The 16756-nt window shown below is 61.4% G+C and carries 14 protein-coding genes; 2 read left to right on the top strand and 12 right to left on the bottom strand.

Features of this window, described 5'->3' with window-relative positions:
• Positions 1 to 40: 40 nt before the first annotated feature.
• The 4 genes from CAY35_RS08960 to nrdI form a co-directional block, all read right to left on the bottom strand.
• Complete coding sequence (locus tag CAY35_RS08960) at positions 41 to 1261, bottom strand: ATP-binding protein (protein WP_109304265.1); 1221 nt, start codon at positions 1259 to 1261, stop codon at positions 41 to 43.
• Positions 1262 to 1476: 215 nt separating this feature from the next.
• Positions 1477 to 2505: a class 1b ribonucleoside-diphosphate reductase subunit beta gene (nrdF, locus tag CAY35_RS08955; RefSeq protein WP_082784698.1), complete on the bottom strand. Its 1029-nt coding sequence runs from the start codon at positions 2503 to 2505 to the stop codon at positions 1477 to 1479.
• Between the two features lie 114 nt (positions 2506 to 2619).
• Entirely contained in the window at positions 2620 to 4794 is a 2175-nt protein-coding gene (nrdE, locus tag CAY35_RS08950) for a class 1b ribonucleoside-diphosphate reductase subunit alpha (protein WP_109304264.1), read from the bottom strand.
• A complete protein-coding gene (gene nrdI / locus CAY35_RS08945) occupies positions 4791 to 5306 on the bottom strand; it encodes a class Ib ribonucleoside-diphosphate reductase assembly flavoprotein NrdI (RefSeq protein ID WP_019174207.1) in 516 nt (171 codons plus the stop codon). The genes nrdE and nrdI overlap by 4 nt, the downstream gene beginning before the upstream one ends.
• Positions 5307 to 5550: 244 nt before the next feature.
• Between nrdI and CAY35_RS08940 the strand changes: the two genes are divergently transcribed.
• Positions 5551 to 7416 (top strand): phosphoenolpyruvate carboxykinase (GTP), encoded by a 1866-nt coding sequence (locus CAY35_RS08940; RefSeq protein ID WP_070491708.1) that lies wholly within the window; start codon positions 5551 to 5553, stop codon positions 7414 to 7416.
• 112 nt (positions 7417 to 7528) lie between these two features.
• On the opposite strand, the gene CAY35_RS08935 is transcribed toward CAY35_RS08940, so the two are convergent.
• Complete coding sequence (locus CAY35_RS08935) at positions 7529 to 8101, bottom strand: NADPH-dependent FMN reductase (protein ID WP_019174205.1); 573 nt, start codon at positions 8099 to 8101, stop codon at positions 7529 to 7531.
• Between the two features lie 209 nt (positions 8102 to 8310).
• Here CAY35_RS08935 and CAY35_RS08930 point away from each other — a divergent pair, with 209 nt between their 5' ends.
• A complete protein-coding gene (locus CAY35_RS08930) occupies positions 8311 to 9138 on the top strand; it encodes an AEC family transporter (protein ID WP_109304263.1) in 828 nt (275 codons plus the stop codon).
• A 69-nt stretch (positions 9139 to 9207) separates the two neighbouring features.
• Here CAY35_RS08930 and CAY35_RS08925 read toward each other — a convergent pair whose 3' ends face one another.
• From CAY35_RS08925 to rpmB, 7 genes are all read right to left on the bottom strand, one after another.
• A complete protein-coding gene (locus CAY35_RS08925; protein WP_109304262.1) occupies positions 9208 to 10467 on the bottom strand; it encodes an MFS transporter in 1260 nt (419 codons plus the stop codon).
• A 178-nt stretch (positions 10468 to 10645) separates the two neighbouring features.
• Positions 10646 to 12499, bottom strand: a complete 1854-nt coding sequence (locus CAY35_RS08920; protein WP_109304270.1) for an NHL domain-containing thioredoxin family protein — start codon at positions 12497 to 12499, stop codon at positions 10646 to 10648.
• A 187-nt stretch (positions 12500 to 12686) separates the two neighbouring features.
• Positions 12687 to 14993, bottom strand: a complete 2307-nt coding sequence (locus tag CAY35_RS08915; protein WP_109304261.1) for a cytochrome c oxidase assembly protein — start codon at positions 14991 to 14993, stop codon at positions 12687 to 12689.
• A 197-nt stretch (positions 14994 to 15190) separates the two neighbouring features.
• Positions 15191 to 15469 (bottom strand): HU family DNA-binding protein, encoded by a 279-nt coding sequence (locus CAY35_RS08910; RefSeq protein WP_101630839.1) that lies wholly within the window; start codon positions 15467 to 15469, stop codon positions 15191 to 15193.
• Between the two features lie 310 nt (positions 15470 to 15779).
• Positions 15780 to 16085 carry a 30S ribosomal protein S14 gene (gene rpsN / locus CAY35_RS08905; RefSeq protein WP_101630840.1) on the bottom strand — a complete coding sequence of 102 codons (306 nt, stop codon included), beginning with the start codon at positions 16083 to 16085 and terminating at the stop codon, positions 15780 to 15782.
• A gap of 3 nt (positions 16086 to 16088) precedes the next feature.
• Complete coding sequence (rpmG, locus tag CAY35_RS08900) at positions 16089 to 16256, bottom strand: 50S ribosomal protein L33 (RefSeq protein WP_035756283.1); 168 nt, start codon at positions 16254 to 16256, stop codon at positions 16089 to 16091.
• Complete coding sequence (gene rpmB / locus CAY35_RS08895) at positions 16256 to 16492, bottom strand: 50S ribosomal protein L28 (RefSeq protein WP_035756281.1); 237 nt, start codon at positions 16490 to 16492, stop codon at positions 16256 to 16258. The genes rpmG and rpmB overlap by 1 nt, the downstream gene beginning before the upstream one ends.
• Positions 16493 to 16756: the final 264 nt, after the last annotated feature.

The following is a 16756-nucleotide window of genomic DNA, read 5'->3' as shown; positions in this document are numbered from 1 at the left end:
CAGTACCGGTCATGTTGGTATTCAGGCTAGGCGATGACACCTAGCTGTGCAACGGTGAGGGCTCGACAAGCCACTCGATAATGTTTTTGTGTTGGATCCCGTCGCGGCTCATGTCGAACTGGTCCATGCTCAGCACGGTTTTCGGGAAGTTGTCGGTAACCCCGCGAAGGGCACCGAACTCGCGGTCGACGGTGTTTTGGCTGCCGAGCAGGTAACTCACCTGGAAGTACTCGGTGTCGGAACCTTTGCGGGCGATGAAGTCAATCTCGCGCGCGCCGGCTCTTCCGACACTTACCTCGTACCCGCGCGCAAGCAGCTCCACGCACACGATGTTTTCGAGGGTCAGCTCAATGTCGGCCTGGTTCGAAAGGCCGAGCGTTTCACGAAAACCGTGATCCACCGCATAGTACTTCTCAGTTGCCCGAAGCCTCGCCTTCCCCGCAATGTCAAAGCGCGGAACCCGATAAATCAAGAAAGCGTTCACGCAAAACTCAAGGTAGTTCAACACGGTATCAACCGAAACGGTGCGCCCCTCGCTTTTGAAAAAACGCACCAGTGACTGCGCCGAGAAGGTTTTTCCAATATTTGTGAAGCAGTAACCGACGATGCGGTGAAAAATGTCGACGTCGCGGATCTGGTGATACTCAATCACGTCTTTGAGCACAACCGAGTTGTACACCGAGTCAAGGTAGTCGAGCGAGGGTTCCCGGTCGAGGTTGAAGTATTTCAACGCCGGGAAACCGCCGAACTGCACAAAGTGCTGGAAGTGTTCGCTCAGTGTGCGGTCGCTTTGGCGGTGCAGCTCGACAAATTCCGCAAACGAAAACGGTTGGATCAAGAACTCAACGTAGCGACCGGCAAGATGTGTGGCGAGATCACCGGAAAGCATGCGCGAATTCGACCCGGTGACATAGATATCTGCGTCATAGTCGACGCGGATCGCGTTGATGGCTTTCTCCCAGTCGGCGACCTGCTGAATTTCGTCAAAGAAGAAATACGCGCGGGTGTTTTTGTTGATGTTTTCGGCTTCGATGCGCCGTAGCAGCGCCGCTGCGTCTGTGATGTGAAGCCCGTCAGCGGACTCAAAATTCATCGCAAACACTTGTGGATCAGCGCTGCCCGCGCGAATCACTTCTTGCAGCTGCTGCAGAATCGTAGATTTGCCGCAGCGACGCACACCGGTGAGCACCTTCACGAGGGGTTTGTCGATAAAGGGCTGGATCCGCGAAAAGTATCTCGGGCGTTCAATGATTCTGTCCACCACAAACCTCCCTATTTTGTCGAGTATAGTCGACAAGCTGCTACTTTGCGGAGGTTTTGTCGATCTTAGTCGACAAGAATCGCGCTGGCTCGGGCACAAAACAGCGCACCGCGGGAAGGTTGCCGGCGTGTGCCAGCGTCCAACCCGCGGTGCGCTATTCGGACGGTGCGGCCCGAATCGAGCCGCTGAGCCCTCGAGCCGTTAAGCCCTTGAGCCTAGAAGTCCCAGTCGTCGTCGGTGGTGTCTTCGCCCTTACCGATGATGTAGCTCGATCCTGATCCACTGAAGAAGTCGTGGTTTTCGTTGCTGCCAGGTGACAGCGCCGCGAGAATCTCAGGGTTCACTTCGGTCTCTTCAGCGGTAAACCGCGACGGGTAACCGAGGTTCATCAGCGCCTTGTTCGCGTTGTAACGCACGAACACGGCAACGTCGTCCATCAGGCCGAGCGGCTCGTACAGCTCACCCGAGTACTGCAGCTCAAGCTCGTAGAGCTCTTCCAGCAGGTCGAAGGTGAACTTGCGCATCTCTTCCTGACGCTCTTTGCTCTGCGTCTCGAGTCCGCGCTGGTACTTGTAACCCGAGTAGTAACCATGCACTGCCTTGTCACGCAGAATCAGGCGGATCATGTCTGCGGTGTTCGTCAGCGTCGCGTGCACCGAGAAGTGCAGCGGCAGGTAGAACCCTGCGTACAGCAGCAGCGACGACAGCAGCGTCGAAGACACTTTACGCTTGAGCGGATCATCGCCGTAGTAGTGGTGCAGCACCTTCTTGCAGCGTTCCTGCAGCAGATCGTTGGCAACTGCCCAGCGGTAGGCGTCGTCGATTTCCGGGGTGCTCGTCAGCGTTGAGAACACCGAGGAGTACGAGCGGGCGTGCACCGACTGCATGAACGCAATGTTGGTGTAGACGGCCTCTTCGTGTTCGGTGCGGGAGTCTTGGATCTGCACGATCTCACCGACAGTTGCCTGCACGGTGTCGAGCATGGTCAGACCGGTGAAGACGCGCATCGTGAGGGTGCGCTCTTCCTGGGTCATTTTCTGCCACGCGGGGATGTCGTTTGACAGCGGCACCTTCTCTGGTAGCCAGAAGTTCGCGGTCAGACGGTTCCACACCTCGAGGTCTTTGTCGTCGGTGACGCGGTTCCAGTTAATGGGGCGCAGCCGGGCTGTCGGGTCGTGGCGGTACGACGGCGGGGTGACCGAGATCTCTTGCAGCGGGCGGTCGGTGTTCAACGGATCAGTCATAGTTCAATAAAGCTCTTTCACTAGTGGTGTCTGGTGGTCAGTGCGCGGAGTGCGCGGACGGCGCGCGGTGCGCCCGCGCGCGCAGCACGGGCGCACACGCGGGCGCGAACGCGACTACAGCGCGCAGGAAACGCAGCCTTCGATCTCGGTTCCCTCGAGCGCGGGCTGGCGCAGGCGGATGTAGTACAGCGTCTTGATGCCCTTGCGCCACGCGTAGATCTGCGCGCGGTTGATGTCGCGAGTGGTCGCCTCGTCTTTAAAGAACAGCGTGAGCGACAGACCCTGATCCACGTGCTTGGTCGCAGCAGCGTAGGTGTCGATGATCTTCTCGGCGCCGATTTCGTAGGCGTCTTCGAAGAACTCGAGGTTGTCGTTTGTCATGTGCGGAGCCGGGTAGTACACGCGGCCGAGCTTGCCCTCTTTACGAATCTCAATCTTCGAGGCGATCGGGTGGATCGAAGCCGTCGAGTTGTTCACGTAGCTAATCGACCCGGTCGGTGGCACCGCCTGCAGGTACGCGTTGTAGATACCGTGTTCGCGGATCGACTCGCGCAGCTGTTCCCAGTCCGCAACCGTCGGCAGCGCAACTCCAGCCTCGGCGAAGAGCTCACGCACCCGCGCGGTTTCTGGCACCCACTCCTCGGCCGTGTAACGGTCGAAGTAGCTGCCGTCAGCGTAGTCGCTCTTCTCGAAGCCCGCGAAGGTCGCACCGCGGTCAATCGCCAGCTGGTTCGAAGCGCGCAGCGCGTGGTAGGTCACCGTGCGGAAGTACGCGTCGGTGAAGTCAATTCCCTCTTCGCTGCCGTAGTGGATGCGCTGCGAAGCGAGGTAGCCATGCAGGTTCATCTGGCCGAGGCCGATGGCGTGTGACGCACGGTTACCCTCGGCAATTGACGGCACCGCCTGAATGTCGGTCTGATCCGACACACTCGTCAGCGCCCGCACCGCAATCTCAACGGTTGCGCCGAAGTCCGGGCTGGCCATTGCCTGCGCAATGTTCAGCGAGCCGAGGTTGCACGAAATGTCGTGACCGATCGTCTCGTACCCGATTGCGGCGTCGTACTCAGAGGCGGTGTTCACCTGCAGAATCTCCGAGCACAGGTTCGACATGTTGATGTGCCCCTCGAGCGGGTTCGCACGGTTCACAGTGTCTTCGAACAGCACGTACGGGTAGCCCGACTCGAACTGCAGCTCAGCGAGGGTCTTGAAGAACTCGCGCGCGCTGATCGTGGTCTTGCGGATCCGCGGGTTCGCGACGAACTCGTCGTAGCGCTCGGTGATTGACTGATCCGAAAGCGGAATACCGGTTTCGCGAAGCACATCGTAGGGGCTAAACAGGTGCATATCTTTGTTCTGCTTAGCCAGTTCGAAGGTCACATCCGGAATCACAACCCCAACCGACAGGGTCTTAATGCGGATCTTCTCGTCAGCGTTTTCACGCTTCGTGTCGAGGAACCGCATAATGTCGGGGTGGTGCGCGTGCAGGTACGCAGCGCCTGCGCCCTGGCGAGCGCCGAGCTGGTTCGCGTAGCTGAAGCTGTCTTCGAGGATCTTCATCACGGGAACAACACCGGAAGCCTGGTTCTCGACCTGCTTAATCGGGGCACCCGCCTCGCGGAGGTTTGACAGCAGCAGCGCCACACCGCCGCCGCGCTTGGACAGCTGCAGCGCAGAGTTAACGCTGCGGCCAATCGATTCGAGATTGTCTTCAACGCGCAGCAGGAAGCACGACACGAGCTCGCCGCGCTGTTTCTTACCCGCGTTCAAGAACGTCGGAGTTGCCGGCTGGAAACGGCCCGAGAGGATCTCGGTGACCGTCTTCGAAGCCAGTTCCTCGTCACCCTGACCGAGGAACAGCGCCGTGGCAACAACTCGCTGCTCGAAGTTTTCGAGGAAGAGGCTGCCGTCGAAGGTTTTCAGCGCGTAGGAGGTGAAGAACTTAAACGCACCGAGGAAGGTCTGGAACTTGTGCCCGAAAGCGTCGGCCTGTTCGTGGAGGCGCTCGACGAAGTCCTTGTCGTAGGCGCGCAGGTATTCGGCTTCGTAGTACTCGTTTTCGATCAGCCACTCCAGGCGTTCCCACACCGAAGCGAACTGCTTCGTGTTCGGGATGACCTGCTGGTTCAGGTAGGCCTCCGCCGCTTCGTGATCCTTGTCAAACTGGATCGACCCGTCCGCCGCAAACAGGTTCAGCTGGGCGTTGAGCGCGTGGTAGTCCTTCCGCTCGCCGACCCCGCCAACCCCTGCAGTGTTGGGGGTGGTTGTTTCTGATGGTGTGGCGATCGTCATGCGACGTCCTCCTCATTTGCTTCTGCTTCTAATGTGTTCTGTCGTGCCCAAAATTCGTCTAAACCAGCCTTGACTCGAGCAACGTCGCGGTTGGTGCCAAGAAGTTCAAAGCGGTACAGCTCAGGAACTTTGCACTTGGCTGAGATGATCGGTCCTGCGATGCAGTAGTGCTCACCGAAGTTGGTGTTCCCCGCGGTAATCACGCCGCGGATCAGCGCGCGGTTTGCAGGATCGTTCAGGAACGTAATCACCTGCCGCGGCACCGCCCCGGCCTGCGCTCCGCCGCCGTAGGTCGGAACCACGAGCACGTAGGGCCTGGTCACTCGGATCATTCCCTCTGTGCGCGGTCGGAGTGGGATCCGCACCGCCGGGCGCTCGAGCTTCTCGACGAAGCGGAGGGTGTTCTCCGAAACGCTCGAGAAAAACACCAGGTCAGGTGAATCTTGCCCCTCGAGCACTCGCACCTCCGCGACGCTTCGTGTTCGGCCTTCCCTGCGTTCACTCATCAGCATGTTCTCCTCTCAGCATTTGCGCCTCAGCAATCCCACCCCTACATCTAGTCCTGACCCACATTGCGGGCACCACATATAGTGTTTAGCACGAATACTCTCACAAATCTACGACACGCCGAAGTGCAGACTACGTCATACCGAACCCAAGACTCAAGGGGGATACTTATGGTGCTGTCAGACTCGACGTACTACGGTAGAGAGCACAAGTGAGACCCGGAAACTAAAGAATGAATGAGGGCGCCTGATGACCGCATCAAAGCAATTTCAAGTTCCTCCAGAGATTCACGTGGAAAGCGTTCGCGCTTTTGTGAGCGAGTGGGCAGAGATCACCAATCCTGAAAAGATCGAGCTCGTCTCAGCAGCGGATGACGCCAGGCTGCTCGAAGAGGCCATCGCCGCCGGCGAAATGCTCCGCGCAGGCAAAGGTCGCTACTACTCACGGTCACACCCGAAAGACACCGCCCGCACCGAAGAGCGCACCTTTGTCGCCACGGCTGACGAGGCGGATCGCGGGCGCTACAACAACTGGCGCCACTCAAGCGAGGTCAAACCGCTGCTGACGAGCCGCATGCGCGGCGCTTCGGCGGGTAAAACCATGTACGTGGTGCCGTACCTGATGGCCCCTCCCGGCACCCCGCTTGCGAACTTCGCGCTCGGAGTTGAGCTCACCGACGACCGCAACGTGGTGCTGCAGATGATCCGCATGGCCCGCGTCGGAATTGAGCACTTCGACGGTGTCAGCGACCAGGACTTCTTCGTGCGCGGTGTGCACCTCACGGGTGACCTGACCGCGCTGCAGCAGGGCACCGACGCCGACGAGCGGATGTTTGTGACCGTCGCAGACGAGCGCACCATTTTGCACTTCGGCTCCGCGTACGGCGGCAACGCGCTGCTTGGTAAAATCGCCCACGGTCTGCGCCAGGCGTCCTACGACGGTTACGCCTCAGGGAAGTTCCTCGCGGAGCAGTTCCTGCTGCTTGGGATCCACGACCGTGAAACCGGCGTCACCACGCACGTGTGCGGCGGCTTCCCGAGCGCGTCAGGGAAAACCAACCTCGCGATGACGCTGCCGCCAAACGGACTCGGCGACCGCTACCGCGTTGATTTTTACGGCGACGACATCGCCTGGATGTGGGTTGACGACGAAGGGAAACTCCGTGCCATCAACCCCGAAAACGGTGCCTTCGGTGTCGCAAAAGACACCAACGAGGGTTCCAACCCCACCGCGATGGCGGCAATCGCTGAGGGATCGGGCACGATCTTCACCAACACCGCCTACAACGAAGTCACCGGCGAGGTGTGGTGGGAGGGTCTCACCCCCGAACCCCCGGCCGACCCGGCAGGGTGGCTCGACTGGACCGGCGCGAAAATCACCGACCGCACCGCCGAGCAGCAAAACGAACCGTGGGCGCACCCGAACAGCCGCTTCACTATTCCGCTGGAGCGCATCCCGAACCTCGCCGAAGACGTCTCCAAACCCGAGGGCGTGGTCGTTGACGCGATTATCTTCGGTGGCCGCACCCGCGATCGTGAACCGCTGATCCGCGCAATCGACAACCTTGTTGATGGCGTCTACGACGGGCTGACACTCGGCGCCGAGGCGACTTTCGCAGCGGACGGGCTTGACGGGCAGCTGCGTTACGACCCGATGTCGATGCGTCCGTTCTTCTCGTACTCCGAGGGTCGCTACGCCGAACACTGGCTTAAAGTGCTCGGGCAGCTGAAAGAGATGCCGATGTTTGCCCACGTCAACTGGTTCCAGCGCGAACCCGAAACCGGTCGTTACCTGTGGCCGGGCTTCCGCGAGAACCTGCGCGCGCTGAACTGGCTCACACAGTACCGCGACGGCAAAGTCAAGGGACGCAAAACCCCGATCGGCGTGCTCCCGCTTGTTGAAGAGCTCGACTTTACCGGTCTCGAAATCGACGCGGCGGATCTCGACAAACTGCTGCGGGTTGACGTTGAACGCTGGCTGCAGGAAACCGATCACCGCGCTGAGCACCTGCGCGAGCTGCCCGATATGCCGCGCGAAATCTGGGACGCACACGAGGCGCTTGTCGAGGCGTTGCGGGCCGAGGCGGCAACTGACGCAGGGGGCGCAGACAGCTAGCGCCTGCGCCACCGCGCGGCCGCGGCGACACAAAACTGCCACACAACAAACGAGGGGGAAACCGAAACGTGTTCGGTTTCCCCCTCGCCTTTGGGTTACGCGCCCGCGAAAACTAATCGCGGCTGGTTTTTTCGATCAGCTCAGCGAAGCGGTCAATGTATTTCTGCAGGAACTCAACGGTTGACTCGCGGGTGATCTTATCCCCGTCACCGAAAAGCTCAGGCGACTGCGACAGGAACACCTCGGGCTGGCCAAGCGTTGGCATGTCGAAGTAGGAAAGCGCAAGGCGCAGGTTCTTCTGCGACGAGTACCCGCCCATGCGTCCAACAGAGTGGCTCACAATTCCCGCCGGGAGTCCCTTCCACGCAACGTCGGCGTTGGGTTTCGACCCAATATCCACCGCGTTTTTCAGGCACGCCGGGATGGTGCGGTTGTTCTCCGGGGTCACAAACAGCACCCCGTCAGAGGCCTTAATCGTCTCGCGGAACTCCGTGTACTCCGCCGGCACCGGCTTGTCGGTGACCTCTGGGTCGTCGTAGTCGAAATCGTACAGCGGCAGGTCGCGGATCTCCACGATCTTCGCCTCGTACCCCTCAGGGAACATCGGAATCAGGTTGTGCGCAATCTTACGGGCAAAGGATCCACGACGCAGGCTCCCAACAATCACACTCACGCGCTTCGTCATACGTTTCACTCTCTTTTCTCTATTTCAACTGTGGATCATGCACCGCGATCCGCGCCCTCATACGCCACAGACTCGCGCGGCGCGAGCTGCCGGTCGCTGCCCCAAGCCGAGCAGAACCGGCACTCGCTCACGAGGTCAAGCCTAGGTTAACAATTCCGCCATTGCGAACCTCATGAGTAACCGAAGCTCCGAGCACCAAGCGCGGCCTGGTGCTCCCGGAACTTGCGGGGATCCAAGCCACTGGCTTTCAACTGTTCCACACAATCGCGCGAGCCGACGTCGCTGTCATCTTCGGGCCGCAAGTGTTCATCGCCGCGATCAGCGCATTCACCGTCATGACGCTCTACGTGCTGATCGCGCGCCTCGCCCTCAAACGCAGGTCAGCTGAACTCACCGTTGGCGCGCTCTCGGCCGGCATGGTCAATTCGGCTAACCTCGGCATCCCCATCGCGATCTTCGTGCTCGGCGACGCCACCTACTCCGTGCCGGTCCTGCTGTTCCAGCTCGCGATCCTCCAGCCGCTCTCCCTCATCTGCCTCGATGTTCAGACCCAGCGCGTCGGCTCCGGCGTGGTCGGCGCGCTCAAAGGCATCGCAACTAACCCGCTGATCCTCGCCTCACTCGCCGGCGTCATCGTAGCCACCACCGGAGCCACCATTCCAGAAACCGTCATGAACCCCATCGAAATCCTCGGTGGCGCCGCGGTCCCGGCGATGCTCATGGCGTTCGGTATCTCACTCGTAGGTTCCAAGCCGCTCCAGCACGGCAACGGCCGGCGGATCGACGTCGTGCTCGTGCTCACCTTCAAACTCATCGTGCACCCGCTCATCGCGTGGCTGCTGGCCGCCGTCGTATTCCAGCTCGATTCCGCCGGCATCTTCATGGCCGTGATCCTCGGCGTGCTCCCCACCGCACAAAACGTGTTCGTGACCGCAACCCACTACAACCAAGGCATGGTCACCGCGAAAGACACCGTGCTGCTCTCCACACTGCTCGGGGTGCCGCTCATGTTCATCTGCGCGATGCTGTTCGGGTGAGCGTTGCTGCGGCCGGTGAGGCGGCGTACGATGCGGTAGCGGCTCAGCCGGCCGTGTAACCTCAGCTACTCAGCGGCCCACAAAGCGGACGCGGATGCGGCGCACACGGCGCCGCAACTCGCCTTGCGGTGCATGCCGGTTCCAGTGCCACAGTCCCCACAAACCAGCCAGCAACGAAATCAGCCCCGCCAAGAAAACAGACGCGCGGGCGCCCAGGACCTCGGCCAGCCAGCCCATCAAAGGCGCGCCAAGCGGTGTGCCGCCCATAACCAAAACCATGTACAGCGCCATCACACGTCCGCGATAGCGCGGGTCCACCGTCATCTGCAACGTCACATTGCACGAATTCAAGAACGTCACAGCGGCCCAACCGGTCGGGATCAGCAAAAGCGCGTACAGCCACAGCCACGGAGCCGCACACGCGGCGATCACAGTGATACCGAAACCGATCGCGCCGCCCACCACAAACTTCAGCCGCGAACCCTGCCTCCGCGCCGCCATCAACGCGCCAGCCAACGTACCGCACGCCTGGATTGTGCCGAGCAAACCGAACACCTCGGCATCCGCATCGAACACCGTGGTAGCCATAACCGAGTTGAACACCGGGAAATTCAGCCCAAACGAACCCACCACAAACGCGAGGACCATGATCATGATGAGCGTAGGTCGCTGCGCAACATACTTGATGCCCTCAACAACCTGGCCACGCTTACGCGGAACCCGCGGCTGGCTGTTCGCCGGCATGTTCCGGGAAATCACAAACAGCGAAAGCAGAACGCCCGCGAAACTCGCGGCGTTGATCAAGAAAACCCAGCCCGTACCGACCGCGGCAATCAACAGCCCCGAAACGCCCGGGCCGATCAGCCGCGCCGAATTGAAGCTCGTCGAATTCAACGAAACCGCGTTCGGAACCAGCTTGGACGGCACCAAGTCATTCACGAGAGCCTGACGGGCCGGCGCATCGAACGCCGCACCCACACCCAGCAGCGTCGCGAAAGCATACACATGCCACAGCTCAACCGTCTCCGTGAGCACCATGACACCCAGGATCACCGCGAGCACACACATGAACGCCTGCGCGATCTGGACGATGCGCAACCGCGGATACCGGTCAGCCATCACGCCCGCATAGGCAGACAAAAAGAGGATCGGCAAAAACTGCAGACCCATCACGACGCCCACCGCGGTCCCCGAATTATCAGTCAGCTGGGTCAGGACCAGCCAATCCTGCGCGATGCGCTGCATCCACGTCCCGATATTCGAAACCAAGCCGCCGAAAAACCACCACCGGTAATTCTTGATCTGCAGCGAGGCGAACATGCGGGACATGAATAGGCGGCCTCCTCAACGGCGCAGAAACCGGTGGGGCCACACAAAACGGGACCCCGGCGTGGATTGAACGATAGATCAACCCTACGCCTAGGGTCCCGCCTTGTTAAGAGATGCTTCTGCGGAGAATCGCCGATGTGGGCGCTGGCTCCGGCCGCGCCGGTTAGCTCCGCCGGCGCTAGTTCAGGCCGCGCAGGTCAAGCTCGAGGTGGTCCTCGCCCGCGTCATCGAGCTGAACCGGGATGCCCCAGTCCTGCTGGTACAGGTGGCAGGCCGCGTGGTCCGGGATCTCCTGGCCTTCCTCGCCATCGCACGCCGCGGCGCGTGCCGTGATGTGCAGGACACCTTCGGTGATCTCCGGGTTGAGCACGAGTTCGCGCACAAGCCCCTGGCTCGTGCCAGCACCCTCAAGGATGAGTTCCTCAGGGGACGCGGAAACCTGCAGCTGCGTCGGGTCGCCCCAGCGGTAGTCCAGCTTCTGCCCCACCGGAGCGGTGAAGCGCGCGGTGAGCTTGTGCTGGCCCGGCTTCACGAGCGTCTTAGGGCGCTGCGTCTGCGATGCTCCGCGGTCAACCGTGGTCGCTTCCTTCGGCAACGGGACACGCACGAGCTGATGCTGGTTGGTTTCAACGACCAACAGAACCGGATCGCCGTCAACGCTGTGGTCGACGAGCACCTCAGCCGGCTCCTGCAGGCCCTCAGCGAGCGTGCCAACCGTATGCGTTGCAGGGTCGTAGCGGCGCACCGCACCGTTGTAGGTGTCCGCGATCGCAACCGAACCGTCCGGGAGCACCGAAACACCCAGCGGATGCTGCAGGCGAGCCTCATCGGCCGGGCCGTCGCGGAAACCGAAATCGAAGAGCCCGAGGCCGGTCGCGGTCTCAACCTTGGCGACCGTGCCGTCCTCACCCAGACGCAGCACACGCACCGCGGACGTCTCCGAATCCGCGATCCACACGTCGCCGTTCGCATCCACATCCACACCGGACGGCTGCGCGAACATCGCGACATCCGCCGTGCCGTCATCCAAACCTTCGATGCCGGAGCCGGCTTCCAACGTCACCTCGGCCTTGATCGGGTCAAAGCCAAAGATCTGGTGTGTGCCCGCCATCGCAACGATGAAGCGGCCAGCCTTCTCAGCCCACGCGAGATCCCACGGGGACGAGAGCGAAAGCTCGGTAGCGTTCTCGCCCAGCTCACGTGCCCAGCCGGCGTCCTGGAGGCGGGCGCGTTCCGCATCGAGCAGGCGCTGCACGCCGTTGCCAGCAACGGTCGTGACCTCGCCGGTAGCCGTGTTGACGCCACGCAAACGGTGGTTGACGGTGTCAGCAACCAGGACGTCGTAGCCGATCTTCTCCGCGATGTGGGCAGGCACAACCGCGGCGCCCTGCGGTTCGTTGAACTGCGCAGTTTCTGCGTCGCCGTCCGCGAAGCCACGCTTCCCGGAACCGATCTGGCCGACCTTAGTCACGAGGTCGGTGTCCATGATCGTCAACCGGTGGTGGCCGGAGTCAACCACGAGGAACTGGCCGTCCGGAAGTTCGATGGCCGAACCCGGGAAGCGCAGGTCGCCTTCGCGTGCCGGCGGTGCGACGTACGGGCCGTCGCCGCGGTGCAAGGTGCCCTTCGCGTCGTGCTCCTCGATGAGCTCCTCGACCAAAGACTCGAGGCCAGCGGCGTGGCCCTCGCCCGAAAGGTGCGCAACGATGTAGCCCTCAGGGTCAACAACAACCAGCGTTGGCCATGCACGCGCGGTGTAGGCCTGCCACGTCATCAGCTCCGGGTCATCCAGAACCGGGTGCTCGATCTCGTAGCGCTCAACCGCGGCTTCAAGCGCTTCCTTCTTGGCCTCATGCTCGAACTTGGGGCTGTGCACACCGATCGTGACGAGCACGTCGCTGTACTTTTCCTCAAGCGGACGCAGCTCATCGAGCACATGCAGGCAGTTGATGCAGCAGAACGTCCAAAAATCCAGGAGCACGATCTTGCCGCGAAGACTCGCGAGATCAAGGTCCTTACCGCCGGTGTTCATCCAGCCGCGGCCGCGAAGCTCGCTCGCGCGCAAACGGACGCCGGTACGAAGTGCATCAGACTCTGCAGACACCTAAACTCCTGGGATTCAGACGGGACTCTCACTCGTTGCACACGTAGCGCAACGGACTGTGTCCCATTCTAAAAGTTGGGTGCGCGCGAGCGGATACAGCGGGTAACATCGCGCTTTATGCCCGCGGCGTATCGCCCTTGCCACCCGGGGCGTCAGCATCCGGTGCCGCAGCGTCTGATGCGCTGGCCGTCGTTTCATCCTCCGGCAAACCATCGACCGGCAGACCCGCGCGGATCCGGGCCGCTCGGCGAGCCTCCTCGAGGCCTTGCGCCTGGTCGCCCTGGAGCTGCTGCAGCATCTCGTTGTAGTCGCGTAGCTCGCGGTTGCCGGTGCGCTCGGCCACGCGCTCATCGCGGCGGGCGATGCGTTCCTCCGAACGCGACCACGCAACAGCCACACCCACGGCGAGCATGAGCGTCGGCACTTCGCCGATGCCCCACATCACGCCGGCGCCTATTCGCTGGTCTTCGATCGCGCTCGGACCCCACTCACGGCCTTGGTTGCCGAACCAGTCCGGCTGGATCAAGACGTCGGTGCCCATGATGCTGGTCGCGTAGAACGCGTGGAAGATCATCGTGATCAGCAGGATCACGAGCCGCACAAAGTGTGGCGCACGATGCGGCAACGGGTCGAGGCCGATCATGTTGACGGCCAGGACGTAGCCGGTCAGCAGGAAGTGGAAGTTCATGAACTCGTGCCCGATGTGGAACTTCATCGAGAACCACATGAGGTCAGTCGAGTAGAAGATCACGATCGAGGTCGTGAAGTTCACCGCCGCGACGATCGGGTTCGTGACGCCCTTAGCCCACTTGGAGTGCAGGAAAACCAGCGTCCATTCGCGCGGGCCGCGGGTTCCGTCGCGCCGCGCCGGGATCGCCTTGAGCGCGAGCGCGATCGGCGAACCGACGACCAGGAAGAACGGCGCGACCATCGTGAGCGCCATGTGGGCGACCATGTGCATCGAGAAAAGGTTCTGCCCGTAGACGGCAATCGGCCCCGACGTGATGTAGAACAGGAACGCGAGCCCCACGTAGAAGCTGAGGGTGCGCCACCAGTCCCAGTGTCCGCCTTTCGCGTGGACGCGGCGCGTCCAGCGGGCGTACGCGATCGCGAGGAAAACGATGATCGCTACCCACAGCCAGTCGAAGCGCCACACTGTCGCCCACGATGAGATGGTGAGCTCTGGCGGCAGTTCGTAGCCGGAGAGGCGGCGGGCCGGCGACATAACCTCCGGTGGTGCGGTGGATACCGGCGGCTGGGTGCGCGCGAGCACCACAGCGATGGCCGCGACTGCGGACATGATGGCCACTTCAACGCCGATGATGCGCCACGCGGCTGTGCGCGCGGTGAGGTCGCCGTTTTTGAGCCGCGGGATGATGTTGGCGCGGTGGATGAGCCCGAGGAAGCCCAGCAGGATCGACAAGACCGCTTTGATGATGAGGAACCAGCCGTACTGGGTCCCGAAAAGCTGCTCCAGGGTGTGGACGCGGATCGCACCTGCGGCTACGCCGGAGAGCGCTACGAGGAAGAACGATGCGCCCGCGAGGTGCGAGAAGCGTTGCAGGACTTCCGCTGCGGACGGGTTGGTGTCAGCGCCGGTGATGTTCTTTTGTGGGCCGCCAAGCAGCCCGGAGACCATGGCGAGAGCAACAAGGCCGCCGCCCCAGGCCACGACACCGAGCAGGTGGAGGCCGATCGAGTTCACGGCACCCCAGTGGTCGTCACCGCCGGCAGCGTGGCCGAGCAGGGCGAGAGGTACAAGAGCAACACCAGCGAAGCCCGCGGCCCAGCCAAGGCCGTTGGCGCTGCGTGCCGCAAACATGATGGTGCTGGTGATGATCGCGAGAGCAACCACCACTACCCAGCTTCGACCGAAGTCGAAGTTCAGCATGTAGTCGAAGATGCCGTTGGTGAACGAGGTGTCAGCCGTGACCGGTAGCGCTGCGGCGTCGGAATAGCTGAGCACGAGCGTCGCCATCGCGGAGAAAGCCCAGACCACGGCCGCAATGGATCCGACCAATACGAGCCGGTTGAAAGCCTTCGTGAATTCCCCGCCGTCAGTGGAGCCTGCGGCCCTGGTGGTTCGTTTCGGCCGGGTTGTGCGCGGGATGATCGCGCACAGGAAGATGAGGCTTCCGAGAGTCACAGAGAAGCTGACGTCGTGTACCCAGCGCGAGATCGGAAGGCCGTAACGGGTTACAACGCCGGGGTCACCCAACAGAACGGACAGCGCTGTCCCGGAGTAGGTCAGCGCGATGAACAAAGTGATGAGCCCGATGGGGATGGCACCCCACGTGAGCGCGTGTGCAACGCGAGGGTTGTCAGCAGCTAGCCCGGCGTTGCGTGCGGAGGGGGCATCTTGCTTTCCGCGGGCGGGCTTCTCTGACGCACGCTTGGACGTTGCAACCTGCGACTGCGACATGGACGCCTTTCTGGGGCTCTTCTTTCAGGGACTCTGTTCTACCGCGAACTTTGTTCACACGAAGTTCGGAGGGCGAAGCTCATCAGAACCAGTTTAGGCGGTGCCTGTGCTCTGGCTGAAAGCGAAGCCGTTAAAAGGAAACCCGCTACAACCGTTGTGGTTGTAGCGGGTTCTTCGCTCAGCTTTCGCTGGAAGACTTACTTCTTGGAAACAGCAGCCTTCAGTTTGGAGCCAGCGGAGAGCTTGACGGAGTGGCCAGCTGGGATCTGGATGGTCTCGCCGGTCTGTGGGTTGCGGCCCTGGCGCGCTGCACGGTCGGTGCGCTCGAAAGCCATCCAGCCTGGGATGGAGACCTTGTTGCCCTGGGAGATCTGCTCGGTCACGGTCTGGAAGAGGGCATCCAGCACGTCGTTAACCGTGGTCTGGGTCTGGCCGGTGTTGTTAGCGATTGCGCTGACAAGCTCGCTGCGGTTCATTACTTGTCCTCCTGGACTCGGATACTCCCCAACCAGTGAGAGCTGAGGATTGCCCCAGTTTTCGGGGCCTGGATAAGAAACTAACAGGTTTTGAGTGGTTTTCGCGCGTTTTAGGACGAATTTTCCGCCCTGAGTGAGAATTTACCCAGTTTTTCGCCAGATTTGGCGGTTTTCGCGGGTTCCTGAGCCGCATAAACGCGAGATTTCCCGCTTAAACGCGAACGTCCCGGAACAGCTGAACATGGTTCAGCTGTTCCGGGACGTTCGGTGAAGCTATGTGTTCCTCAGCTGGCTGAGGTTCAACCAGCGATTACCAGGACGACTTGGTGATGCCTGGCAGCTCGCCCTTGTGAGCCATTTCGCGGAAGCGCACGCGGGAGATACCAAACTTCTGGAAGGTACCACGTGGGCGGCCGTCGATGGAGTCACGGTTGCGAACGCGAACTGGGGAAGCGTCACGTGGAAGCTTCTGCAGGCCGACGCGTGCTGCCTCGCGGGCTTCGTCGGATGCGTTCGGGTCGATCAGGGTCTTCTTGAGCTCGGCGCGGCGCTCGGCGTAGCGAGCCACGATCACCTTGCGCTGCTCGTTCTTGGCGATCTTAGACTTCTTAGCCATGCTTTACCGCTCCTCACGGAAATCGACGTGCTTGCGAACCACTGGATCGTACTTCTTGAGTACGATGCGGTCCGGGTTGTTGCGGCGGTTCTTACGGGTTACGTAGGTGTAACCGGTGCCAGCCGTGGACTTGAGCTTAATGATTGGGCGAACATCCTGTGCCTTAGCCATCAGAACTTCTCTCCCTTCGCCTTAAGCTCAGCGACGACAGCTTCGATGCCGCGTGCGTCGATCGTCTTGATGCCCTTGGTGGACAGATTCAGGGTGATCGTCCGGCCGAGGGACGGTACGTAGTACCGCTTCTTCTGAATGTTCAGGTCCCACCGACGCTTCGTGCGGCGGTGCGAGTGCGAGATGCTGTGTCCGAATCCGGGCACTGCACCGGTCACCTGGCAACGCTGTGCCATGTTCACTCCTCCAGTGTTGGTCAGTTGTGCTGCGGTCCCTTGCCGTCTGGCTGTGGTGTTGGCTCACCTGGAGTCAGGTGTGCGCAGCCGTTGACGCTGCGAGGTCCCGCTACCCAGTTGGGGACACCGTGCTTACAACGCTGGAGGGCCTAAAGCAGCTGGGTGAGATCCAGCCAGTGGTTGACCATCAGACAGGTTTCAAACAACGGTGGTCCGGGCGAGGCGTGGGCATTTTTCCCTACCCACTGTTCACCTTCTCTTCCG

This window comes from Pseudoglutamicibacter cumminsii (assembly GCF_003143995.1).
Lineage (GTDB): Bacteria > Actinomycetota > Actinomycetes > Actinomycetales > Micrococcaceae > Pseudoglutamicibacter > Pseudoglutamicibacter cumminsii_B.
The sequence above is the reverse complement of the archived record's forward strand: the minus strand, read 5'-3'. Positions and strand labels throughout refer to the sequence as shown.